Source organism: Achromobacter sp. 413638 (assembly GCF_043119405.1).
GTDB lineage: Bacteria > Pseudomonadota > Gammaproteobacteria > Burkholderiales > Burkholderiaceae_B > Achromobacter.
Map to the genome: position 1 here is coordinate 47,062 of NZ_JBICCO010000009.1, position 23,266 is coordinate 70,327.

Genomic DNA, 23,266 nt, shown 5'->3' on the forward strand with positions numbered 1-23,266 from the left:
AACGCGTCGTTCGGCGGCCCTCGGACAGATCTATCGCGACCTGTTGCGAGTTCCCTGGCCGCTCAACCGTCTGTCCAGGACTGCCAAGCCAAGCGCGGCCACGCCCAGCGCCACGCCGATCCAGCCCACCGAGGGCAAGCCGTGGCCCAGGCTGAGCGGCAGGCCCGCGAGCAGGGGCGCAAGCGTCAGGCCGGCCTGAAAGGCGGATGAGTTCGTGGCTCCCGCGAGCATCGGCGCATCTGGCGCCAAGGTGTAGACGCGAACCCAGACCGCCGGGTTCAGCAGGAAGCCCGCCAGGCCGAGCAGGAATACCAGTGCGATGGCGGTTTCCCGATGCGAGGCAAACAGCGCCATGGCAGCGGACGCGAGGATCAGGCCGACGGTTCCCGTGACGAGCGTGCGGAACGGGTGGTGATCGGCGGTTCGGCCTCCAATCGTCAGTCCGACGAAGGCGCCGACCCCGAACAGGGTCAGCACGGCGGGCAGCCAGGCGGCGGCGACACCGCTCACGTCCAGCAGCAGGGCGCCCAGGTAGCCGAACGTTCCCATGTAGGCCGCCGTGGTGACCATGGTCGTGGCATAGGCCACCCAAAGAGCGGGACGCTTCATGGCACGCAGTTCCGTGCCCAGGTCCGGCACGGCAGCCTGGCCGGGCGTCTTTGCCGGCAGCGCCGCCAGGCCGGCCATCGCGGATATCGCCGTCACCGCCACCACCGCCCAGAAGCCGCCGCGCCAGCCGGCCGCATCGCTGATGAATGTGCCGACGGGTCCGCCGATGACCATCGCGGCGGTCAAGCCGCTTACGACGATGGCAAGCGCCTTGGCGCGCCGATCGGGCGGCGAGAGCTGCACGGCCATTGCCGCCGCGACCGCCCAGAAGCAGGCATAGGCCAGGCCCATCGCGAAACGCGCGGTCAGGATGGACCAATAGCCTTGCGCAAGCAGGCTGACTACCGTCGCGGCCATGAAGGCCATCTGGCTGAGGAACAGGGTGCGGCGGCCGGGCCAGCGCAGCGCCAGAATGGCAAATGCAGGCCCGCCAATCAGCGCGCCCACCGCGAACGCTGAGATCAATGCGCCCGCGGCCGGCAGCGTGATGCGCAGATCGGCCGCGATCATCGGGAGTATGCCTCCCATCAGAAACTCGGCGCTGCCCATTGCAAACAGGCTGAGGGCAAGCAGATGGACCGATAGCGGGATGGCCCGCGCCGCGCCGGTCCCTGTCCGGGCCTGCCTTGCCGTTGCGTCCGTCGATATCATTTCCCTTCCTTTCGATTGCGGAGATCCGAATGCGCAGGCATGATAGAAGTTGAAGTCAACTTTAAGTCAAGCGACGCCTCATGGATATCTCGGACGTTGCCCGGCGCACGGGCCTGCCCGCCTCCACCTTGCGGTTCTACGAGAAGAAAGGCCTGATCACGGCGGTCAGCCAGGCGGGCGAGCGACGGCGTTTCGCGCCCGACGTGCTGGATCAGCTGGCCTTGATTGCGCTGGGGCAGGCCGGAGGGCTGTCGCTGGACGAGATCAGCGCCATGCTGCCAGTCGACGGGAGTCCTCGGGTGGACAGACAGGTGTTGCTGGCCAAGGCGAACCAGATCGACGCGACCATCAAGCGCCTGCGCGCGATGAGCCAGGGGCTGCGTCATGCCGCCGAATGTCCGGCCGCCAACCACGCGCAATGCCCGACATTTCAGCGCCTGCTCAAGGCCGCCGCGTGCAGATCCAGGCACGCCAGGGCGGCGGCCCAGGGCGCGTTCACGTCGAGAGTTGCCTAGCGCATCAGCATCGCCACGAGTACCGCGGCGATGTACAGCGCGACGCCGTAGTACAGGTGCGCGATGACGCCCTGGCGGCGCGCCGCCCAGGGATCCGGCGCGCGCGCACAGAGCACGCCCATGCCGAACGCGGGAACCACGATGAAGAAGGGCACCGCGAGCGTGAGCAGGCCCGCTCCGATCGCGGCCAGCAACGTCGGATCGGCAGCCCAGCCCGCGCCGCCGCCGAGCAGGATGGGCAGGAAGCCGAACGCAGCGCCCAGCGCGTAGTGCGCGATCCAGCCGATGATCTTCTCGCCGGGAATCGGCGGCGAGGCGAAGATCGGCTTGTGCAGGAACTGCCCGTGCGCCATGTGGCCGATCCAGCGGCCGACGACGTCGAAGCCGTAGTTCGGCACCTTGAATGCCTTTTCGAGGAACACTGCCCAAAGATCCGACAAGGCCGTGGCGATCAGGCCGATAAGAACGCCCGCAATGATCATGCTGCCCATATGGCTTTTCTTTCCGCTGCTTGAATGGATGGCTATTATCAACCCTGCACGGTTCTTCCATCCCTACTCATTCCCACGGGCAGGAAACACAGCAATGAAGCAAGTCATGATCGTGACCGGCGCCAGCCGGGGCATCGGCGCCGCCGTCGCCGCGCTCGCGGCCACGCGTGGTTACGCCGTGTGCGTGAACTACAAGTCGCGCGCCGATCGCGCGCAGGCGGTGGTCGACGCGATCCGTGCGCAGGGCGGCACCGCCGTCGCCGTGGGCGCGGATGTGTCGACCGAAGCCGGCATCCTGGCCCTGTTCAGCGCCACAGACCGCGAGCTGGGACCGGTCGCCGCGCTGGTGAACAACGCCGGCATCCTGGAGACCCAGATGCGGGTGGAGCAGATGGACGCCGCGCGGCTGCAGCGCATCATGCAGGCCAATGTGGTCGGCCCCTTCCTGTGCGCCCGCGAGGCGGTGCGCCGGATGTCCACGCGGCACGGCGGCGCGGGCGGCGTCATCGTCAATGTGTCCTCGGCCGCCGCGCGCCTGGGTTCTCCTGGTGAATACGTGGACTATGCGGCGTCCAAGGGCGCGCTCGACACCATGACCATCGGGCTGGCCAAGGAGGTTGGCGCCGAGGGCATACGCGTCAACGCCGTGCGCCCCGGGTCTATATACACGGAGATCCACGCCAGCGGCGGCGAGCCGGACCGCGTCGACCGCGTGGCCGCGCGCGTGCCGATGGGTCGGGGTGGACGCGTCGAGGAAATCGCCGCCGCGGTGCTGTGGCTCTGCTCGGACGAAGCGACCTACGCCAACGGCGCCATCCTCGACGTGAGCGGCGGAATCTGACCATGGACCCCAGCCTCGAAGACCTGCGCCGCTACGCCGTCGCCCGCAGCCTGTTCACCCCGACCACGCTGCCGGCGGCGATCCGCCGCCTGGGCTTCGTGCAGGCCGATCCGATCCGCGCCCCGGCGCGGGCGCAGGACCTGACGCTGCGCCACCGCGTCAAGGACTACCGCGCCGGCGATCTGGAAAGCCGCTACGCGCGCCTGGCGATCGATGAGGACTGCCTGGTCAACTACGGTTTCCTGCCGCGCGAGCACCTGGCCCTGATGCATCCGCGCCAGGCGCGCAAGGCCTGGAGCGCCGAGACGCGGCGCAAGGCGGCCGACGTTCTGGACTTCGTGCGGGCGCGCGGCGCGGTGCATCCGCGCGAGGTCGATCAGCACTTCGCGCATGGGCGCGTGAAGAACTACTGGGGCGGCTCGAGCAACGCCAGCACGCAGCTGCTCGACGACATGCACTATCGCGGCTTGTTGCGGGTGAAGCGGCGCGATAGCGGCACGCGCGTCTACGAGGCGGTGGCGCATCCGCCGGCCGAGGGCGGCCCGGCCGCCAGCGCCCGGCGCGCGCAGGCCCTGATCGATCTGGTCGTGCGCAAGTACGCGCCCTTGCCGGCGGCCAGCCTGACTTATCTGGCGCGCCTGCTCGGCTATGGCGCGCCGCACATGGCGGCGCCGATCCAGGCGGCGTTGCGGCGCGCGCGCGAACAGCTGGCGAGCTGCCGCATCGACGGCACCGTCTGGTACTGGCCCGCCGACGAGAACCCGCGCTCGCGCCGCTACGCGTTCGACGAGCGGCTGCGGCTCCTGGCTCCCTTCGATCCCGTGGTCTGGGACCGGCGCCGCTTCACGCTGTTCTGGGACTGGACGTACAAGTTCGAGGCCTACACGCCGCCGGCCCGGCGTCAGTTCGGCTACTACGCGCTGCCGATGCTCTGGCAGGGCCGCGTGATCGGCTGGGCCAATCTGCCGGCGCGCGACGGCAGCGTGGAGCCGGCGTTCGGCTACGTGGCCGGCGCGGCGCCCAGGGGCGCGGACTTCCGGGGCGCGCTGGACGAGGAATTGCAGCGCATGCGGCAGTTCCTGGCGGCGCGCTGATGCCGTTGCCGGCTATTGCGCGTCGGTTGCCTGCAATGCCTTGAAGCGGTTCTGCCACTGCCGGATCAGCTCGACCATTTCCGCGCCGGTGCGATCGTCGAGCCGGTTGGGATCATGCGGCGTCACGGGCAGCATGTTCTCTTCGAGCAGCATGTGATTCAGGACCAGGAATGCAATGGTGCGTATGTTCCCATCCGGGAACAGGTGGTGTTGCTCCAGGGTCTGGCAGCATTCGGCGATCGATGCCAGCACAAGGGCCTCGCGTTCGTGGCCCGGCGTGTCTTGCAACAGCGCCATCCGCTCGTAGTGTGCGTTGATGATCTGGTCGGCCTTCGCGCGGCACTGTTCCTCTGACCGAGGGAACGCGTGCACGCGCATATGGCCGCCGGCGCCTTTCAGCTCGCTCCATAGCTGACGGGGCGAGTATTTTTCCCGACGCTCAAACCACTCGAGCTTGCGGTTCACGCCAAGATCGCCATCACCGAAGTCCGCGCCATACGTGACCCATGCGTTGTCGCGATAGTTCCGGGGAAGGTCCGTTCCATTGTCGTGCTTCACGCCTTCCACCGCCCAACGGTGGTATTGCTCGAAGAGAGCGCCATCCAGCCGTCGATTTTCCCTGACCACGCCCAGCATATTGGTGAATGCGGTCATCATCGCGGCCATGTAGCCTCTCTCATCTTCGTACAGGGCGGGATTGCAGAAGTCGGCATCGTCGCCGTCCATCAACAGGCGGTAGCCGTCGCGCAGCGGATTGCGCATCTGCGCGAAGCAGGGAAATCCGCTGTCGCGCAGGGCCGAGGCAAAGCGTAGCTGTGCGGCCTCCAGGCTCAGCAGGTTGCGGATCGCATCGACATATTCCTTGCCGAGCCTCTCGCGCAACGCGCTGGCGTCGCAGAGCAGCTGCATGATCGCCGCCAGCTTCGCCGGCGTGCCGGCGCCGGCGGGCAACCGCGCATAGGCTTCGGAGATTCTCTTTTGCACCGCGGCCTGGATCTGATCGAAGGCCTGGGGAAGATTCGACTCGCGATCCGGCAACACGCGCGCGCCCTGCAGCGAGTCCGGCAGCGCCGGCCAGTCGTCTGGCAGCCGATGACCCTCCCAGAATCCCGCATGCTGCAGGCAGGTTTTCACCGTGGACAGGCGCAGGCTGGGCGCCAGCTTTTCTTCCGGGTCGATGTCGCGTTCCAACATCAGTCTGGCCACGCCGTGCGAAGCGCCCGTGATCAGCGTCAGGAACTGCTGATATGGAGTCACGGCACCCGCATTGGCATGCTTGTCCACCCTGGGGGGCGGGCTGGGGGCCAGGCATGGCAGGCCGTTCGCGCCAATGCCGATGTGCTTCGCGCCATCGCCCTCGTCGCAGGCGCGGGCGAGCGTGTACCAGTAGCTCAAGGCAGACGCGTCGGCCGTCAGGGTCATGCCCGTTCTCCATGCGCGCGATGGCGCGTTCGAGTGTTCGCGGCAAGCCGGATGACGGGCGCCGTTGAACTTTGAGTAACGCAGACGGTCATCGCGGTTCCTTCCTGGGGCGATCGTTGTTGCCGGCATGGCAGTGGACGCCATCAACTGCCCGGGATACCGGTGAAAAGCGGGTGGAGCCAGAGGACGTTGAACGTGCGGATGTCGAAGTTTTGGGCAGAAGCTTTTTCAGGCCGTCAATGTTGCGGCACGGCGAAACCGCGATCCGGCCTCGCCGCGCCGGCGCTTGATCAGGCGATGGCGCCGTAGATCCGGCGCGCGTCGGCCGCGTTGGCCAGCGGACGGCCCAGGGCGCGCGCGCCTTCGGCCGCCTGCCGCACCAGCGCGGCGTTGTCCGGCGCGATGGCGCCGTCGCGCAGCTTCAGGTTGTTCTCGAAGCCTACGCGCATGTGGCCGCCGAAGGCCGCCGCGGTCGTGACGCAGGCGTTTTCTTCCGGTCCGAAGGCGCAGACGGCCCAGGGCAGCGCATGGTCGCTGGCGGCCAGGAAGGGCAGCAGGTCGTGGGCGGACGAGGTCTGTCCCGCGCTGTAGCGGCCCAGCACGAACAGCACCGACCAGGCGCCGGCCGGCGCCAGTCCGCGCTGGCGCAGCGCCTGCCAGCGGCGCACGTCGGCCTCGTCGTACAGGATGATCTGGGTCAGCACGCGGCGCTCGGCCAGCCATGCCAGGAAGGCCGCCAGTTCGCTTTCCGGGATCTCGGGCACGGCGATCTCGCGCAGGCCGACGGAGACGGCCTCGGGCGCCAGTTCGCGCACCATCGCCATTTGCTCGGCGGCGCGGTAGACGCCGGCGGCCTCGCTGGTCACCTGCACCAGCAGCTCGTCGCCCACCGCCTTGCGCACGGCGGCCAGCGCGTCGCGATAGGCCTGGGCGTCCAGCAGGTGGCGTCCGTCCGGGCGGCGCACGTGCATGTGCATCATGGCCGCGCCGGCGTCCAGGCAGGCGCGCGCCTCGCGGCCCAGCGCCTCGGCCGTCAGCGGCACGGCGGGATGGTCGGCGGCCTGCTTGTAGGCGCCGTTGGGCGCCACGGTGATGATGACGGGGGATTCGGCCAGCGGCAGGCGCGGCGCCTGCGGCCTGGGATCGGCGGCGTGGGTCATGGCTGGATCTCCGGCAGTTCGGGCGCGATCAGGTCCAGGCCGGCGCGCAGCAGCCGGTCGTAGCGCGCGCGCTCGGCGGCGATGGTCTCGGGCGTCCAGGCGTAGAAGCCTTTGCCGGTCTTCATGCCGTGGCGGCCATCGGCGGCGCGTTCGGCCAGGCAGCGCGCGGGGCGGTCCGCGTTGCAGAACGTGGGGTACATGGTGGCGCCGGCGGCCGCGTGCACTTCGATACCGGCATGGTCGCGCTGCATGACCGGGCCGGCCGCCAGGAAGCGGAAGCCGAAGCCGAAGCGCACCGCCGCGTCCACGTCCTCGGGCGAGGCGATGCCGCGATCGATCAGGTCGAAGGCCTCGCGCGACAGCGCGTGCTGCAGGCGGTTGGCCAGGAAGCCCGGCAGGTCCTGCCGCACCTTCACCGGCACGCTGCCGCAGCGCTTCATGAAGGCGATCAGCGCGTCGGCGCGGGCTTCGTCGCTGGTGTCGGCCATCACCACTTCCACCAGCGGCACCAGGTGCGCCGGCATGAAGAAGTGCAGGCCCAGCATGCGCTCGCGCGTGTCCAGTCCCTGGCCGATGGCGCTGATCGGGAAGCTGGAGCTGTTGCTGGCCAGGATGGCGTCGGGGCGCGCGCGGCGCGCCAGGTCGGCGAACAGGGCCTGCTTGATGTCGAGCCGTTCGGGAATGCACTCGATCACCAGGTCGACGCTGGCCCAGTCCACTTGGTCCAGGCTGGCCGCCACGGCCAGGCGCGGCAGGTTGGCCTCGCGGCCGATCTGGGCCAGGTTCTCGCCGACCCGTTGCGGCAGCGCGGCGGCGCGGTCCGGGTTGGATTCGATCACTGTCGTGCGGCACGACGCGCGTGTCAGCACCACGGCCACGTCGGCCCCCATGGTGCCGCCGCCCACCACCACCGCATGCGCCGCGCCCGGATTGGGCAGCGCCTTGGCGTCTGTCTGCATGGTTTGCTCCTGGTCTGTCCTGGCGCCGTTTGCGCCACTGCGATGGGGGCCGAGTGTAGAGAAGCTTGTTTGATTGATGAATCAGATTTTTTGGATAGAATGATCTTTATATTCGATCAATGGGCTGGGCGAGGGCGGACATGCAGATCAACCTGTCGATGCGCGACATCGACACCACGCTGGTGCTGGGGCGCACGCTGAACTTCCGGCAGGCGGCAGCGCAGCTGCACCTGTCGCAGTCGGCGCTGTCGACCCAGGTGCAGCGCATCGAGGACGCGCTGGGCGTGCGCCTGTTCGACCGCACCACGCGCACCGTGCGCCTGACGGCGGCGGGCGAGGTCTTCATGCAGCAGGCCGCCTCGCTGCAGGCGGCGTTCCGCGACGCCATCGCCGCCGTCAGCGGCATCGCCAGCGTGGAGCAGGGGCAGGTGTCGGTGGCGGCGCTGCCGTCGCTGGCCGCGCGCCTGCTGCCGCGCGTGCTGATGGCGTATCGCCAGGCCCATCCGCAGGTGGCGTTGAAAGTGCGCGACACGCTGTCCGGCCCGGCCTTTGACCTGGTGCGCGCCGGCGAGGTGGACTTCGCGCTGACGGCGGCCGACCCGCAGCAGGCCGACCTGCACTACGTGCCGCTGATGTCCGACAGCTTCCTGCTGCTGATCCCCGAGGCGCATCCGCTGGCCAAGGCGCGCGGCCCGCTGCGCTGGGCCGACACGGCCGGCGCCGAGCACGTGTCCATGGTGCATCCGAGCAGCGTGCGCCAGTACACCGAATGGGCTTTCCTGCAGAACCGCATCCGCTTCACGCCAGCTTTCGAGGCCGAGCACCTGACCACCATCGTTTCCATGGTGGAGCGCGGTTTCGGCGTGGCGGCGTTGCCCGAGATCGCGGCCGGCGCGGTGGCGCAGAACGGCATCGTGCAGCGTCCGCTGATCGGGCCGGTGGCCGAGCGCTCGATCGGGCTGGTCACCTCGCGCAGCCGCAGCCTGTCGCCGGCGGCGATGGCGCTGGTGCAGGTCCTGAAGGAATATCTGGCGAAGCAGGCGCGCTAGGCTTCTCTTGCCCTGCGCGGGCAGGCGTTGATCTGGCACAAGCGTCCGGCTCGCGGCGCTCGACAGGCGATGGCCGGTGGTATTATCCTCAGTGCACTAACTAAATTGGAGCTGCCTCAACGTGCCGGATGTACAGAAAAAGACGACGTCCCAGAAGCGCGTCGCAACTCAGAAGACAGACAGCAAGATTTTCGATCCGGCCAAACAGGTGCTGTGGTCGCGCCCCGGCTATCTGGTGCGACGCCTGAACCAGATCCACTACGCCATGTTCTACGAGGAATGCAAGACGCAGAACGTGACGCCGGTGCAATACGGCGTGCTGACCGCGCTGTCGCTCAGCCCCTGGCTGGACCAGACCGCCATCGGCATGGAGCTGGGACTGGACCGCACCACCACGGCTGACGTGGTCAAGCGCCTGCAGGAACGCGGCTTGGTGGAGCGGCGCACCAATCCCAACGACAAGCGTTCGCGCCAGGCGGTCATCACCCAGGAAGGGCTGCGCATCATGGGGTTGCTGCAGGAAGGCATGGCGCGCGCCCAGCAGCGCCTGCTGGAGCCGCTGTCCACGCGCAACCAGGAAATCTTCATGAAGCTGCTGTCCACCCTGGTGGAGGCCAACAATCAGTACAGCCGCACCACGCTCAAGCCCATGTAGGCCGGGCCCGCGCGGGGCGGGGGCCGGCAGCCCTGCTCAGCCCTGGCGCGCGCTGGCTTGCGAGGGCTTGTAGGCGGCTTCGGCGCCGCCCAGCGTGTTGCGGACCCAGATCAGTTCGGCGGCGATCGCCACCGCGATCTCGGCCGGCGTTTTGCTCGCGATGCGCAGGCCCACCGGGCCATGCAGGCGTTCGATCTGGCTCTCGTCCAGGTCGAATAGCCGCAGCCGCTCGCGGCGCTTTTGCTGGTTGGCGCGCGACCCCAGCGCGCCCACGTAGAACGCGGGGGATTTCAGCGCTTCCAGCAGGGCCATGTCGTCGAGCTTGGGGTCATGGGTGACGGCCACGATGGCGGTGCGTTCGTCCGTGCCGATCTCCAGCACCGCGTCATCGGGCATGCTGGCGAGCAGGGTCGCCTGGGATTGGTTCCAGTCGCCGTGGAACTCCTCGCGCGGGTCGCATACCGTGACGTGGAAATCGAGCGTGGCGGCCACGCTGGCGAGCACCTGGGCGGTCTGGTTGGCGCCGATGATCAGCAGCCGCCAGCGCGGCCCGTACACGCTGCGAAAGATGCGTCCGTCGAAATCCGGGCCGTCGGCCGGACCGGCGGGCGACACCGAGCTGGCGCCATCGTGCAGGTCCACCGTGCGCTGGATCAAGCGATGGCCGCGGATCGATTCCAGCACGAGGTCGAGCCATTGCGTGTCGCGCAACGGTTCGCTGATCAGGCGCAGCGTGCCGCCGCAAGGCAGGCCGAAGCGCGCGGCCTCGTCGCGGGTGACGCCGTAGGTCAGGCGGGCGGGGGCGTCCGCGAGCGCGCCTTCGCGAGCGCGGCGCATCAGGTCGTCCTCGATACAGCCGCCGGACACCGAGCCGACCATGCGGCCGTCGTCGCGCAAGGCCAGCATGGCGCCCGCCTGGCGGGGCGCCGAGCCCCAGGTCTGCACTACCGTCACCAGGTGCGCGCGGCGGCCAGCGGCCACCCAGTCGCGGGCATGTTGCAATACGTCCAGATCCAGAGCGTTCATCGGCTTCTCGCAGGCAAGGGCCGTGGCGTTGCCCCGGCTTATATTCACTATACTGATGATTATGTCGAATGTCCCTAGTGTCTATCCCTACCTGGCGTCCCCAAGTGCCGGCATCCTGCTGGCGGCGGGGCAGGGCTCGCGCTACGCCGCGCAGCGGCCGGGCGCCGACAAGCTGCTGGCATCCTTGCCACAGGGCCCGTGCGTGGCCGTGGCCAGCGCGCGCCGGCTTCGGGCGGCCGTGGACAGCGTCGTCGCCGTGGTGCGCCCGGGCAACGCGGCGCTGGCGGCGCTGCTGCGGGCGGAAGATTGCCGGGTGATCGAGGCGGATCCGGCGGGCGAGGGCATGGGGACCAGCCTGGCGACGGCGGCGCGGCATTTGCTGGCCCTGCCCGGCACGCCGCGCGCGGTGCTGGTGGCGCTGGCGGATATGCCCTGGATTCGCCACGCCAGCATGGCGGGCGTGCTGGATGCGCTGCAACATGCGCCGATGGCGGCGCCGTCGCATCGGGGACAGCGCGGCCATCCCGTGGGATTTCGCGCGGACCTGCTGCCTCGGCTGGCGCTGTTGAACGCGGACGAGGGCGCGCGGCGACTGCTCGGGCAGCCGGGTCTGCGCCTGGTCCAGGTGGATGATCCAGGCGTGTTGCTCGATATCGACACGCCCGCCGACCTGGACAGGGCAGGCTGAGCGCCGCCCGCCCGCGAGGCCGCCGTGGCGGCCAATTTTTCGGGCTCCGGGATTTCCCCTATTTGTCAGTGCGCTGACTATAAAATCAGTATACTGACCTAAATCCGGAAGCCGTCGCGGCGCTTTTCCCTATGAGAAGGCAGTTGCGCGTGATTCCGGTTTTTCCGGATTAATAGTCAGTGTGCTGATAAATAATGCTGACGCGCCGTGGCCGGGCAGGGCCCGGGACACCAAACTGGGAGCAGGGGAATGAGCAAAGTACGCAAGATCGCGTTCGAGGAACACTACACCGCGGTCGGATTCAAGGACTATTCAAAGAGCTTCGCGCAGCACATCGATCCAACGGTGCTGGCCGACCTGGCCGCGCGGCTGGTGGACTTCGACGAAGTCCGGTTGGGCGAGATGGACCGGGGCGGCATCGACTACGTCATCCTGTCGCAGACCGGGCCGGGCGTGCAGGCCGAGCCCGACGCCGCCGTGGCGTTGCGCCGCGCCCGCGAGAACAACGATTTCCTGGTCCAGCAGGTGGCCCGCCATCCGACGCGCTACGGCGCCTTCGCCACCATACCCATGCACGATCCCCGGGTCGCCGCCGCCGAACTGGAACGCTGCGTCAGGCAGCTGGGCTTCAAGGGCGCGCTGATCAACGGCCACACCAACGGCGTGTACTACGACGGGCGCGCCTATGACACGTTCTGGGAAAAGGTGCAGGAGCTGGATGTGCCCGTCTATCTGCATCCGTCCGATCCCCATGTGGTTCCGCAGGCGTACTCCGGCCACCCTGAGCTGGTCGGCGCGTGCTGGGGATGGGGCGTCGAGACCGCCACCCACGCGCTGCGCCTGCTGTTCGGCGGCGTGTTCGACCGCTATCCCGGCGTCAAGCTGATACTCGGGCACATGGGCGAGGGCCTGCCATTCCTGCGCTGGCGCTTCGACAGCCGTTTCGCGGTTTACTCGCATGGCATCAAGCTGGAGCGCGCGCCCTCGGCCTACCTGGGCAGCAACATCGTCATCACTACCTCGGGCGTCTGTTCGCCGCCGACCTTGACCGCCGCCATCGCCGAAATGGGGCGCGAGGCGGTGATGTTCTCGGTGGACTATCCCTACGAGTCGACCGCGCTCGCCGTCGAGTTCATCGAGCAGACGCCGATGGATGAGGAGACCCGCGCACTGATCTGCCACGGCAACGCGCGGCGCCTGTTCAAACTCTGAATCCAGCGTGCGAGACTGACATGAGCAATTTCCTGTACGGCGGCAATGTCCACGCCAACGGCATCCGCCAGCACTATCTGCGCTACGGCGGCGCGCGCGGTGCGGGGCGCGATCCGGTCATCATCGTGCCGGGCATCACCAGTCCGGCGATCACCTGGGGCTTCGTGGGCGAGCGCTTCGGCGAGTCCTTCGATACCTACATCCTGGATGTGCGCGGCCGGGGCTTGTCCGAGGCCGGCGCGGCGCTGAACTATGGCCTGGACGCGCAGGCCGCCGACGTGCTGGCGTTCGCGCAGGCGCTGGGCCTGGAGCAATACAGCGTGGTCGGTCATTCCATGGGCGGCCGCATCGGCGTGCGCGCCGGGCGGAGCAAGCCGGCCGGCCTGCGGCGTCTCGTCCTGGCCGACCCGCCGGTGTCGGGCCCTGGCCGCCGGCCGTATCCGGCCAAGCTGCCCTGGTACGTGGACTCCATGGCGCAGGCGCGCCAGGGCATGGACGCCGAAGCCATGCGCGCGTTCTGCCCCAGCTGGACCGATGCGCAGCGCCAGCTGCGCGCCGAGTGGCTGCATACGTGCGACGAGCGCGCCATCATCCAGAGCTTCGATGACTTCCATAACGACGACATCCATGCGGACCTGTCGCTGCTGGACGCGGCGGTCCTGCTGATCACGGCGGAACGCGGCGACGTGGTGCTGGACGCCGACGTGAAAGAGATCCAGCGGCTGGCGCCAGGCACTCGGCATCACCGGGTGCCCGCCGCCGGCCACATGATTCCGTGGGACAACGAGGAAGGCTTCTACGCGGCCTTCGGCGACTTCCTGGGCGCGCCGCTGGCGCGCGCCTGAGGCGGGGTTCGCCAAGCAAGGAGGGCATCATGCCTATCAGTGACTATGAAATGGTGAAGGCCTGGCAGCAGGTGCTGACCCTGTCCAGGCTGCAGGCGGGGCAGACGGTCACGGTGCTGACCAGCGCGGCCACCCATCCGCAAACGCTGGCCACGGCGCTGATCGCGACGCAGGCCATGGGCGCCGTGGTCAACCGGCTGGACCTGCCGCCCGTCAATGGCGAGCGCGCGTTGAGCCGGGACGCGCTGGCCTATCTGGGCACGACTCCGCTGACCGGCAACAAGGCCGCGATCGCGGCCTTGAAGGAAAGCGATCTGGTGCTGGACCTGATGACGCTGCTGTTCTCGCCGGAACAGCACGAGATCCTGGCCTCGGGAACCAAGATCCTGCTGGCGGTGGAGCCGCCGGAGGTGCTGGCGCGGCTGGTGCCGACCGAGGCCGACCGCGCCCGGGTCAAGGCGGCCGCCGCGCGCATCGGCGCGGCGCGCGAGATGAGCGTCGTGTCGGAGGCGGGCACGGACCTGCGCTGCCCGCTGGGCGAATTCCCGGCCATCAGCGAATACGGTTTCGTCGATGAACCCGGGCGCTGGGACCACTGGCCCAGCGGCTTCGTGCTGACCTGGCCGAACGAAGGTGGCGCGCGGGGCAAGATCGTGATCGATGTGGGCGACATCCTGCTGCCGCAGAAACTCTATGTGCGCTCGGCCATCGAGCTGACCGTCGAGAACGGCTACGCCACGCGCATCGACGGCGGCGTGGACGCGGAACTGCTGCGCGAGTACATGGCGTCGTTCAAGGATCCGGAAGCCTACGCGATTTCGCACATCGGCTGGGGTCTGCAGCCGCGCGCGCACTGGACCACGCTGGGCCTGTACGACCGCGAAGCCACCATCGGCATGGACGCGCGGGCCTACGAGGGCAATTTCCTGTTCTCGCTGGGACCGAACAACGAAGCCGGCGGCAGCCGCTGCACCACCTGCCACATCGACATCCCGCTGCGCGGCTGCACCGTGCGGCTGGACGGAGAGGACGTGGTGCGCCAGGGCAGGGTGCTGGATGGCGCCGGCCCGAGGGACTAGTCCAGGGCTCAATCCATGACCGCTACAGGAATTCCGCACATGAATGACGATATCTCCGCCTATGAACGGCAAGGCTTCGGCGCGGCCATGGCGCCCAAGGCGCCCTACGGTCTGCTGATCGTGGATCTGGTCAATGGCTTCGCCGATCCGGCGGTGTTCGGCGGCGGCAATATCCCCGAGGCCATCGCGCGGACGGTGGGCCTGCTGGCGCACGCGCGCCAGCAGGGCTGGCCGGTGGCCCACAGCCGCATCGTGTTCGCCGACGACGACGCCGACCACAACATCTTCACGCTCAAGGTGCCAGGCATGCTGACCTTGAAGGAAGCGGACCACAACAGCGCCATCGTGCCGCAGCTCGCGCCCGCTTCCGGGGAGCTGGTGGTGCGCAAGACGGTGCCTTCCGCGTTCTTCGGCACCAGCCTGGCCGCCTGGCTGTCACAGCGCGGGGTGCAGACGCTGCTGGTCGCCGGCGCGGTCACCAGCGGCTGCGTGCGGGCCAGCGTGGTGGACGCCATGCAGTACGGCTTTCGCCCGCTGGTGGTGTCGGACTGCGTGGGCGACCGCGCCATCGGCCCGCACGAGGCCAATCTCTTCGACATGCGGCAGAAGTACGCCACCGTGCTGACGCGGGACGAAGCCTTGCGGGCGACGCGGGCCTAGTCGGTTCGCGGTGAGAAAAAAGGGGTTGCGCCGCGAGGCGCAACCCCTTTTCCTTGCCGGGGCGGGACGGGCCTAGACGGGATAGACCAGGTCGTTGGCGAGGATGGTGGTGTCATACACCACCTGGCGTTCCTTCAGCTTGAGCACGCCGTCCTGCCGGGTGTAGCGGTCGTAGTAGGCGCCGGCCAGGTGCAGCGTGGTGGGGCCTTCCACCAGCGTCTGCATCAGCAGGAACGCGGCCTGCGCCTGGATCTCGCCGTCGGCGGATTCGCTGATGACGCGGGTATTGCTGACCATGTGCAGCATGTAGCGCGGGGCGAACATCTGGGTGCGGGAAATGGCCACGGCCCGGTCATGCATCATGGCGCGGCCCTCGGAATAGACCAGGCCGACCGGCAAGCCCAGGTCGGCGTTCTCGCGCGCGGTGACGCGGTACAGGCCATCCTCGGTGAAGAAATCCGGCCAGGATTCGACCTGGCCCGCGTCCAGGGCGGCGCAGTAGTCAGCGTGGAATTCCTCGATCTCCAGACGCAGCGCGATGGCGCGGGCGGGATCGATCTGTCGGGGGGAAAATTCGAATCGGGTTCTCATGTCTTGGTGTTCCTGCCTCAGAAGCCCATCACGCCGCGGTAGTAGCTGTACATGGAGCGGATGGCGGCTTCCGAGATCAGCGTGTTGGACGTGCCCTGCTTGCCGGATTCCAGCTTGAGCACGTTGACGTCGGTGCTGGCGCGGCGCACGCCTTCCTGCACGAACTTCATGGCTTCGTTGTCCTCCAGGCCCAGGAATCCCGCCGGGCCCATCAGGTTGCCCTGGCGCAGGCGATGGCGTTCCATCTCGGGCGTGTCGTCCTCGTAGCCGAACATGGTCCATTGCATGATCATGCTGTCGGGCCCGTTGGGCACGATCTGGCGCACGCCCAGCGTGTTCATCTCGCGTTGCACGATCAGGTTGGGCCAGATGGTCTGCATGGTGACGGACCAGGGCGAATCGAACTCCTTGACGAATTCGAGGAAGCGGTCGTCCTGCAGATGCAGGCCATCATGGAACGAGCGCATTTCCTTCTTGTTTTCTTCGCTGACGCTGGCGTATTTGTCCTCGCTCTTGGCCGAGGCCATGGTGCCGTGGCGGCCATGCACCGTGTCGACCAGCATGGCGGACTTGTTGCCCGCCACCAGCAGGCCGAACACCACCAGGAACGAATGCAGCAGGGTGGCGTGGTAGGGATCCTTCAGGTTCTCGTGATACATCTTCCAGTTGCAGGGCAGCTCATTGCGGTAGTAGCCGTGGATCTTGAGCTTCTTGCCGGGGAAGACGGTGTCGAAATCGGCCAGGATAGCGGGCGTCAGGTATTCCTCCAGGGCCTCGACCTCGTCGCTGTAGGACGCGAAGATCACGCCGTTGCGGGTGGCGACGCGCAACTTGCGCAGGCCGTGTTCCTCGTTCTTGAAGTCCTTGGGCATGCCGCCCTCGCGGTTCACACCGCGCTTGAACGGGATGCCTTGCAGATTGCCTTTCAGGTCGTAGGACCACTGGTGGTAGGGGCAGACGAATTCCTTGGCGTTGCCCTGGCTGTTGCGGCAGAACTCCGCGCCACGGTGGGCGCAGCGGTTCTCGAAGACATTGACCGAGCCGTCCTCGGCGCGCGAGACCACCACCGGGGTCGGTCCGACATAGGACCGCTTGTAGTCGCCCGGGTTGGGCAGCTCGGCTTCCAGGGCCACGTAGTTCCAGGTCTTGCCGTGGAATATCTTCTCGATTTCCTGGTCATAGACGGCGCGGCTGGTGTAGACCCAGTCCGGGATGTAATGCAGCGCGTCCTGCGGCCAGACACAGTCGGTCAGCGCGGTGTTCTTGGATGCCATCGTGAGGCCGATGACGGTTTGTGATTGATACATGACTAGCTCCAGTCGATACGGGGCGGCAATCGGTTTCAGGTCGTGGCGGCGCGCTGCTGGCATGCCTTCACCAGCGGCTTGAGCGCCACGGTTTCGTCGGCATAGCGCTGCGGGTCGATGGCGATGGCTTGCTCGAACAGCACGCGCAGCTGGCGCAGGTCGCCGCCGGCGTTCACCGCGATGGCGTGCACCGGCACGCCGTCGCGGTGGCCGAGCCAGATGAATCGGGGCGTCTCGGCCTGTGCTTGCGGCACGCCGCGGCAGGCATAGACCAGGCCGGGCTGGGGCAGGCCCAGCATCTGCACGTTGCAGCCATACTGATCCGTCCAGAACCAGGGATAGGGTTCGGCGGGAGCGGGCTGGCCCAGCATGCCCGCGGCGGCGGCGCGCGCCTGTTCATTGGCGTTCTGCCAGGATTCCAGCCGCAACGCGATGCCGAGGCGGGAGCGATGCTGGCTGGCGCAATCGCCGGCGGCGTACAGATGAGCATCGCTGCTGCGGCAGGCGGCATTCACCGCGATGCCGCCGTTGGCGGGGTCCAGCGCCAGGCCGGCCTGGACTGCCAGCGACACCTCGGGCGTCAGGCCGATGGCCACCACCACGATGTCGGCCGCCACGGTGGCGGCATCCTGCAAGGTGATGAGAAAGCGCGCCTGGCGCCGGACGGCGGCGTCCGCTTGCGGCTGGCGGTCGCAGCCGGCAATGCGCGCGCCCAGGCGCAGGTCCACGCCGGCGTGGCGGGCGCGTTCGGCCAGCCAGTCCGACAATGCCTCGGGCAGCACGCGCTCCAGCAGGCGCGGCGCGCTTTCCAGGACGGTGACTTCGGCCCCCAGCGCACGCGCGGTGGACGCCACTTCCAGGCCCAGGAAGCCGCCGCCGATGACGGCGACGCGTGTCTGGGGCGCGAGGCCCGCGCGCAGCGCGGCGGCGTCGTCCAGCGTGCGGATGTAATGCACGCCGGGCGTGCCGCGCGGCAGGCCGGGCAGTTCGCGCGCCCGCCCGCCGGTCGCCAGCAGGCAGCGGCTGTAGGGCAGATCGCGGCCGTCGGCCAGTCGGGCAATGCGGCGGCCGGCGTCGATGCGCACGACCTCGGCGCCGGTCAGCAGCGTGATGCGCTGGCGTTCGTAGAAGTCGTCGGGATGCACCGGGGTCCGGCCGCTTGCGTCGACCGTCTGCAGCGCATCCTTGGACAGGGGCGGGCGTTCATAGGGCGCGTGCGCTTCCTGGCCGACCAGCGTGATGGCGCCTTCGTGGCCCAGCTCGCGCAGCGTCGCCGCCGCCACCGCGCCGGCCTGGCCGGCGCCGATGATGAGGATCGTATCCGCGTCGGCCATGGTCAGCCCTGCAGATCGGCGTAGATGTCCTGGCCTTCGACCTTGACGGGGTAGACGCGGATGCCGGTGGTGGCGGGCGCGCACATGGCCTTGCCGGTGCGGATGTCGAAGCGGGCCTGGTGCAGCGGGCATTCGATGCAGCCGTCTTCGAGGTAGCCGTCGGACAGCAGCGCGTAGGCGTGCGTACAGACGTTGTCGGAGGCATAGAACTCGCCCTCGCTGCGATACAGCGCAAGCTGCTTGTCGCCGGCCGCGACGGGGATCACCTCGTCGTCGTCGGTCAGTTGGTTGGTGGAGGCGATGCGGATCCAGTTCATATCAACTCGCTAGTCAGTATGCTGAGTAATTGTCGTCAGTGTACTGGTTAAAAAATCAAGCCAGGAGCTAGGGATTTCCCCGACTTTCAGGCAGCAGCGGTACGGCGTCGCGGGAGCGTTGTGGTGGTGGCTTGCCGCCTGCGTCTTTGGGTGCCCGCTATATGAAAGGAGTACCCGCAAATTGCCTGGAAGACGCTGCCGAAATTTCGGCGGAATCGGTGAAAACCCAGGCGTTTCGCGGCTGACAGCAGTGGGGGTTTACCTTGTTGACACTCAAAATTACTGTCAGTATGCTGACCAAAAATTCAGTGTGCTAACGTTTTTTTGGTTGCGCGAGCGCGGCGTTGGCACGAGTAGAAACGGGTCCAAGGGGACTCAATCGAACCAGATCGGGAGCAATCAATGCAACGACGCCGTTTCCTCGCACAAGCCGCCGGCGCAGCCGGCGCCGGCCTTGCCGCCGTGGGCATGCCAGCCGTCGCGCAATCCGCGCCGGCGGTGCGCTGGCGCATGTCCACCAGCTGGCCCAAGAGCCTGGACACCATCTACGGTTCGGCCGAAGACTTCTGCAAGCGCGTGGCGCAGCTGACCGAGGGCAGGTTCGAGATCCGCGCCTTTCCGGGCGGCGAGCTGGTGCCGGCGGCGCAGAACATGGACGCGGTCAGCAATGGCACGGTCGAATGCAATCACGTGCTGAGCACCGCCTACATCGGCAAGAACACGGCGCTGACCTTCGATACCGGTCTGTCCTTCGGGCTGAGCGCCCGCCAGCACAACGCCTGGATCCACTACGGCGGTGGCATGGCGATGCTGCGCGCGCTCTATAAGAAGTACAACATCGTCAATCACGTCTGTGGCAACGTGGGCGTGCAGATGGGCGGCTGGTACCGCAAGGAAATCAAGTCGGTCGCCGACCTGAAGGGCCTGAACATGCGCATCGGCGGCATCGGCGGCATGGTGCTGTCCAAGCTGGGCGCGGTGCCGCAACAGATTCCTCCGGGCGACATCTACCCGGCGCTGGAGAAAGGCACCATCGACGCGGCCGAATGGATCGGGCCCTACGACGACGAGAAGCTGGGCTTCAACAAGGTGGCGCCTTACTACTATTCACCGGGCTGGTTCGAGGGCAGCGCGTCCATCACCAGCATGGTGCACGACAAGGCCTGGGAGGCCCTGCCGCCGGCCTATCAGGCCGCGTTCGAGGCCGCGGCGGGCGAACAGACCATGCGCATGCTGGCCCACTACGACGCGCGCAATCCGCTGGCGCTGCGCAAGCTGATCGCCGGCGGCGCCAAGGTCAGCTTCTTTCCCAAGGAAGTGATGGACGCGGCGTACAACGCCTCGCAGGAACTGTGGGCCGAGCTCTCTGCCAAGAATCCGGATTTCGCGGCGATCTTCCCCGACTGGAAGAAATTCCAGGCCGAGCAGGCGGGCTGGTTCCGGGTGGCCGAAAGCCCGCTGGACAACTACACCTTCGCCGCCGTGGCGAAGGCCCAGGCCAAGTGAGCCACTCCGGACAGAGGGGAGTCATGACGACAGCAGACGCCGATACGCACGGCCGGCCGGGCAAGCCGCAGGGGGTGGGCGCGCGGGTTCCGCGCAAGGAGGACGCGCGCCACCTGCATGGCAAGGGCAACTTCGTGGCCGACATGGCCATGCCCGGACTGAGCGAGGTCGCTTTCCTGCGCAGCCCGCTGGCGCATGCGCGCATCGCCTCGGTGCGCGTGGCCAGCCAGATCGCCGACAAGGCGTTCGTGCGCCAGGCGATGGCGGACGCGCGCGACATCGTGGCGGACTCGACGCTGCCGAGCTACCAGGTCTCGGCCCAGCCGCCGCTGGCATCGGGCAAGGTGCGGTTCGTGGGCGAACCCGTCGCCATGGTGGTCGCGCCGACCCGCGCCGAGGCCGAGGACTACGCCGAACTGATCGAGGTCGACTACGACGACCTGCCGGTGTACGCGGACGTTGCCAGCGCCCAGGCGGCGCAAGGCGATTTCGTGCACGAGCAATGGCGCGACAACGTCTTCGTCACGCTCAATGTCGACAAGCAGTTCGACGAACTGGCGGCGCAGGCGGACGTGGTGGTGCGGCGCAAGATCGACCTGGCGCGGCAATGCATGGTGCCGATGGAGGGCAAGGCGGTGCTGGCCTACTGGGACCATCAGGCTGACCAGCTGGTGGTGGTCAGCGCCACGCAGGTGCCGCACATGATCCGCAGCGTGCTGGCCCAGTGCCTGGACCTGGAACAGGGTCGGGTGCGGGTGGTGTCGCCGGACGTGGGCGGCGCCTTCGGCTACAAGTGCGTGCTGCAGCAGGAAGAACTGTGCGTGGCCTGGCTGGCCAAGACCTTCAAGCGGCCGTTCCGCTTCATCGAGGACCGCCGCGAGCACCTGACGGCGGGCGCGAACTCGCGCGAGCACCATTATGAAATGGTGGCCTACGCCGACCGTCGCGGCAAGCTGCTGGCGCTGGACGCCAGGATCAGCATCGACGGCGGCGCCTATTCGGTCTGGCCGTTCACCATCGGCCTGGAGCCGGGCCAGGCCATCGGCAACCTGCCGGGGCCGTATGCGTTCAAGGGCTATCGCTGCGAGACCAAGGCGGTGGCCACCAACAAGCCGGGCTTCGTGCCGTACCGGGGCGTGGCGCGCACCGGCGTCTGTTTCGCCATGGAGCTGACGATGGACGCGATCGCCCGCGAGGTCGGACGCGAACCCTGGGAAATCCGCCAGGAGAACCTTGTGCAGGGCGAACAGATGCCCTACGTCAACGTCACCGGCAAGCACCTGGACAGCGGCGATTATCCGGCCAGCCTGCGGCAGGCCATGGACATGATCGGCGTGGACGCTATCCGCGAGCGCCAGCGGCGCGGCGAGGCCGACGGCCGCCTCATCGGCGTGGGCCTGGCCACCTATACGGAGCAGGCCGCGCACGGCACCTCGGTGTTCGCCGCCTGGGGCACGCCCGTCATTCCGGGCTTCGACCAGGCCACAGCCCGGGTCACGCCCGATGGCGGGCTGGAGCTGCGGGTCGGCGTGCATTCGCACGGGCAGGGCATGGAAACGACCTTTGCCCAGATCGCCAACGAGATCCTGGGCGTGGACGTGGCCAGCATCAAGCTGCTGCATGGCGATACCGGGCAGACGCCATTTTCCACCGGCACCTATGCCTCGCGCTCGCTGGTGATGTCGGGCGGCGCGGTGTCGCAGGCCTGCAAGCGCCTGCTGCCCAGGCTCACGCATATCGGCGCGCACCTGCTGCAGGCCGATGCCGCCAGCGTGGCCTGGAACGGCGACCGGCTGGAAGCGGGCGGCAAGTCGGTGTCGGTCAAGGACGTGGCCGACGCCTGGTACCTGCGGCCGCAGTTGCTGCCGCCCGACGTGGATCCCGCCGGACTGGAAGTCACCGTCGGCTACAAGCCGAAGGTCGACACCGGCTGTTTTACCTACGCCACCCACGCGGCGGTGGTGGCGGTGGACCCCGGCACCGGCGGCGTGGAGATCCTGGACTATGTGGTGGTGGAGGACTGCGGGACCATGATCAATCCCATGGTGGTCGAAGGCCAGACCATCGGCGGCGTGGCCCAGGGCATCGGCACCGCCTTCTACGAGGAAACGCCCTACGACGACAACGGCCAGCCGCTGGCGTCGACGCTGGCCGACTACATGCTGCCCGGCGCCACCGAGGTGCCGAACATGCGCCTGCATCACTTCGAGACGCCATCACCGCATACCGAGTTCGGCGCCAAGGGCATGGGCGAGGGCGGCGCCATCGCGCCGCCGGCGGTGCTGTTCAACGCGGTCAACGACGCGCTGCGTCCGCTGGGTGCGGCCGAGCTGCTGCGCACGCCGCTGTCGCCGACGCGGGTGCTCGCCGCCATCGCGCAGGGCAGCCGCCAGCCCGCGTCCGCCAGCGCGGAGGTGACGGCATGAAGGCCGCCGCGTTCGAATACACGCGTCCGGGCTCGCTGCAGGAGGCTTTGCGGGCGCTGCGCGCGCACGAAGGCCGCGCCAAGCTCATGGCTGGCGGACAATCGCTGGGACCCATGCTGAACCTGCGGCTGGCGCGTCCGCCCGTCGTCATCGACATCTCCGGCCTGGCCGAACTGCGCACCGTCACGCGGCAGGACGGCGGGCTGCGCGTGGGCGCGGCCGTGACCCACGCCGAGATCGAGGATGGCGTGCACGAACTGCTGCGCGGCACGCCGTTGCAGCAGGTGGCGCCGGGCATCGCCTACCGCGCCATCCGCAATCGCGGCACGCTGGGCGGCAGCCTGGCGCATGCCGATCCGGCGGCCGACTGGGTGCTGACCATGGTCGGCCTGGGCGCGACGCTGGAGGTCGCCGGCCCGGACGGGGTCCGCATGCTGCCGGCGCAGGACTACATGCAGGGCGCCTATACCACCGGGTTGCGCGAGGACGAGCTGATCGCCGCCGTGCATGTGCCCGAGGCGGGTCCGGCGGCGCGCTGGGGCTATTACAAGTTTTGCCGCAAGACCGGCGAATTCGCCGAGGCCAGCTGCGCCGCGTGGTTCGATGCCGCGTCGAAGACGGCGAGGATCGCGGTGGGCGCGCTGGACGGCGCGCCCGGATTGCTGCCCCGGCTGGCCGCGAGCATCGCGCGGCAAGGACTGGCGGGCCTGGACCCCGTCCTGCTCGCCGACGAGCTGGCCGGCGTCATGCCGGGCAAGGATGAACACCACCGCAAGCTGCACGGGACCGCGGTGACGCGCTGCCTGGCGCAGGCATTGGGTTGACGGGA

General features: G+C 68.2%; 23 protein-coding genes. 13 read left to right on the forward strand and 10 right to left on the reverse strand.

The features are described from left to right. Positions 1 to 30 precede the first annotated feature (30 nt). On the reverse strand, positions 31 to 1,260 hold the full coding sequence (locus ACEU5R_RS05920) for an MFS transporter (protein WP_392409437.1): 1,230 nt from the start codon (positions 1,258 to 1,260) through the stop codon (positions 31 to 33). A gap of 80 nt (positions 1,261 to 1,340) precedes the next feature. Here ACEU5R_RS05920 and ACEU5R_RS05925 point away from each other — a divergent pair, with 80 nt between their 5' ends. Continuing rightward, entirely contained in the window at positions 1,341 to 1,775 is a 435-nt protein-coding gene (locus tag ACEU5R_RS05925) for a helix-turn-helix domain-containing protein (RefSeq protein ID WP_392409439.1), read from the forward strand. Here the strand turns inward: ACEU5R_RS05925 and ACEU5R_RS05930 are convergent. Next, the gene (locus ACEU5R_RS05930; protein ID WP_392409441.1) at positions 1,772 to 2,266 is read right to left on the reverse strand and encodes a DUF2938 family protein; all 495 of its coding nucleotides are present in this window, start codon (positions 2,264 to 2,266) and stop codon (positions 1,772 to 1,774) included. The two genes, ACEU5R_RS05925 and ACEU5R_RS05930, sit on opposite strands and share 4 nt — an antisense overlap. 94 nt (positions 2,267 to 2,360) lie before the next feature. Between ACEU5R_RS05930 and ACEU5R_RS05935 the strand changes: the two genes are divergently transcribed. Further along, on the forward strand, positions 2,361 to 3,107 hold the full coding sequence (locus tag ACEU5R_RS05935) for an SDR family oxidoreductase (RefSeq protein WP_392409443.1): 747 nt from the start codon (positions 2,361 to 2,363) through the stop codon (positions 3,105 to 3,107). Beyond that, the gene (locus ACEU5R_RS05940; RefSeq protein ID WP_392409510.1) at positions 3,104 to 4,201 is read left to right on the forward strand and encodes a DNA glycosylase AlkZ-like family protein; all 1,098 of its coding nucleotides are present in this window, start codon (positions 3,104 to 3,106) and stop codon (positions 4,199 to 4,201) included. The genes ACEU5R_RS05935 and ACEU5R_RS05940 overlap by 4 nt, the downstream gene beginning before the upstream one ends. Before the next feature lie 12 nt (positions 4,202 to 4,213). Here the strand turns inward: ACEU5R_RS05940 and ACEU5R_RS05945 are convergent, their stop codons facing one another. From ACEU5R_RS05945 to ACEU5R_RS05955, 3 genes are all read right to left on the reverse strand, one after another. Further along, the gene (locus tag ACEU5R_RS05945; RefSeq protein WP_392409444.1) at positions 4,214 to 5,623 is read right to left on the reverse strand and encodes a hypothetical protein; all 1,410 of its coding nucleotides are present in this window, start codon (positions 5,621 to 5,623) and stop codon (positions 4,214 to 4,216) included. Between the two features lie 290 nt (positions 5,624 to 5,913). Further along, on the reverse strand, positions 5,914 to 6,783 hold the full coding sequence (locus ACEU5R_RS05950) for a 3-keto-5-aminohexanoate cleavage protein (RefSeq protein WP_392409446.1): 870 nt from the start codon (positions 6,781 to 6,783) through the stop codon (positions 5,914 to 5,916). After that, positions 6,780 to 7,742, reverse strand: a complete 963-nt coding sequence (locus tag ACEU5R_RS05955) for a 3-hydroxyacyl-CoA dehydrogenase family protein (RefSeq protein ID WP_392409448.1) — start codon at positions 7,740 to 7,742, stop codon at positions 6,780 to 6,782. Before ACEU5R_RS05955 ends, ACEU5R_RS05950 begins: the two co-directional genes overlap by 4 nt. Before the next feature lie 140 nt (positions 7,743 to 7,882). Between ACEU5R_RS05955 and ACEU5R_RS05960 the strand changes: the two genes are divergently transcribed. Both ACEU5R_RS05960 and ACEU5R_RS05965 read left to right on the forward strand, forming a co-directional pair. Continuing rightward, on the forward strand, positions 7,883 to 8,791 hold the full coding sequence (locus ACEU5R_RS05960) for a LysR family transcriptional regulator (RefSeq protein WP_392409450.1): 909 nt from the start codon (positions 7,883 to 7,885) through the stop codon (positions 8,789 to 8,791). Positions 8,792 to 8,978: 187 nt separating this feature from the next. Continuing rightward, positions 8,979 to 9,446, forward strand: coding sequence for a MarR family winged helix-turn-helix transcriptional regulator (locus ACEU5R_RS05965; protein ID WP_369869794.1), 468 nt, complete (start codon positions 8,979 to 8,981; stop codon positions 9,444 to 9,446). Between the two features lie 36 nt (positions 9,447 to 9,482). Here the strand turns inward: ACEU5R_RS05965 and ACEU5R_RS05970 are convergent, their stop codons facing one another. After that, a complete protein-coding gene (locus ACEU5R_RS05970; protein ID WP_392409451.1) occupies positions 9,483 to 10,472 on the reverse strand; it encodes an XdhC family protein in 990 nt (329 codons plus the stop codon). A gap of 61 nt (positions 10,473 to 10,533) precedes the next feature. Here ACEU5R_RS05970 and ACEU5R_RS05975 point away from each other — a divergent pair, with 61 nt between their 5' ends. The 5 genes from ACEU5R_RS05975 (at position 10,534) to ACEU5R_RS05995 (ending at position 14,956) form a co-directional block, all read left to right on the forward strand. Then, a complete protein-coding gene (locus ACEU5R_RS05975) occupies positions 10,534 to 11,160 on the forward strand; it encodes an NTP transferase domain-containing protein (protein WP_392409453.1) in 627 nt (208 codons plus the stop codon). A 249-nt stretch (positions 11,161 to 11,409) separates the two neighbouring features. Then, positions 11,410 to 12,372 carry an amidohydrolase family protein gene (locus ACEU5R_RS05980; protein ID WP_392409454.1) on the forward strand — a complete coding sequence of 321 codons (963 nt, stop codon included), beginning with the start codon at positions 11,410 to 11,412 and terminating at the stop codon, positions 12,370 to 12,372. Between the two features lie 20 nt (positions 12,373 to 12,392). Then, entirely contained in the window at positions 12,393 to 13,217 is an 825-nt protein-coding gene (locus ACEU5R_RS05985; RefSeq protein WP_392409456.1) for an alpha/beta fold hydrolase, read from the forward strand. Between the two features lie 29 nt (positions 13,218 to 13,246). Then, positions 13,247 to 14,296: a 2,5-dihydroxypyridine 5,6-dioxygenase gene (locus ACEU5R_RS05990; RefSeq protein WP_392409458.1), complete on the forward strand. Its 1,050-nt coding sequence runs from the start codon at positions 13,247 to 13,249 to the stop codon at positions 14,294 to 14,296. A gap of 39 nt (positions 14,297 to 14,335) precedes the next feature. Next, the gene (locus ACEU5R_RS05995; RefSeq protein WP_103274980.1) at positions 14,336 to 14,956 is read left to right on the forward strand and encodes an N-carbamoylsarcosine amidohydrolase; all 621 of its coding nucleotides are present in this window, start codon (positions 14,336 to 14,338) and stop codon (positions 14,954 to 14,956) included. 72 nt (positions 14,957 to 15,028) lie between these two features. On the opposite strand, the gene ACEU5R_RS06000 is transcribed toward ACEU5R_RS05995, so the two are convergent. The 4 genes from ACEU5R_RS06000 to ACEU5R_RS06015 are packed head-to-tail and all read right to left on the reverse strand — an operon-like array spanning position 15,029 to position 18,505. Then, entirely contained in the window at positions 15,029 to 15,547 is a 519-nt protein-coding gene (locus ACEU5R_RS06000) for a nuclear transport factor 2 family protein (RefSeq protein WP_103274979.1), read from the reverse strand. 17 nt (positions 15,548 to 15,564) lie between these two features. After that, complete coding sequence (locus ACEU5R_RS06005; RefSeq protein ID WP_103274978.1) at positions 15,565 to 16,854, reverse strand: aromatic ring-hydroxylating dioxygenase subunit alpha; 1,290 nt, start codon at positions 16,852 to 16,854, stop codon at positions 15,565 to 15,567. Positions 16,855 to 16,889: 35 nt separating this feature from the next. After that, positions 16,890 to 18,188 (reverse strand): NAD(P)/FAD-dependent oxidoreductase, encoded by a 1,299-nt coding sequence (locus ACEU5R_RS06010; protein ID WP_392409460.1) that lies wholly within the window; start codon positions 18,186 to 18,188, stop codon positions 16,890 to 16,892. A 2-nt stretch (positions 18,189 to 18,190) separates the two neighbouring features. After that, the gene (locus ACEU5R_RS06015; RefSeq protein WP_392409461.1) at positions 18,191 to 18,505 is read right to left on the reverse strand and encodes a non-heme iron oxygenase ferredoxin subunit; all 315 of its coding nucleotides are present in this window, start codon (positions 18,503 to 18,505) and stop codon (positions 18,191 to 18,193) included. 402 nt (positions 18,506 to 18,907) lie between these two features. Here ACEU5R_RS06015 and ACEU5R_RS06020 point away from each other — a divergent pair, with 402 nt between their 5' ends. The 3 genes from ACEU5R_RS06020 to ACEU5R_RS06030 are packed head-to-tail and all read left to right on the forward strand — an operon-like array spanning position 18,908 to position 23,261. Beyond that, a complete protein-coding gene (locus ACEU5R_RS06020; protein WP_392409463.1) occupies positions 18,908 to 20,011 on the forward strand; it encodes a TRAP transporter substrate-binding protein in 1,104 nt (367 codons plus the stop codon). Between the two features lie 23 nt (positions 20,012 to 20,034). Then, positions 20,035 to 22,437, forward strand: a complete 2,403-nt coding sequence (locus ACEU5R_RS06025; protein WP_392409465.1) for a xanthine dehydrogenase family protein molybdopterin-binding subunit — start codon at positions 20,035 to 20,037, stop codon at positions 22,435 to 22,437. Further along, positions 22,434 to 23,261, forward strand: a complete 828-nt coding sequence (locus ACEU5R_RS06030) for an FAD binding domain-containing protein (RefSeq protein ID WP_392409467.1) — start codon at positions 22,434 to 22,436, stop codon at positions 23,259 to 23,261. Before ACEU5R_RS06025 ends, ACEU5R_RS06030 begins: the two co-directional genes overlap by 4 nt. The last annotated feature ends 5 nt before the right edge of the window (positions 23,262 to 23,266 follow it).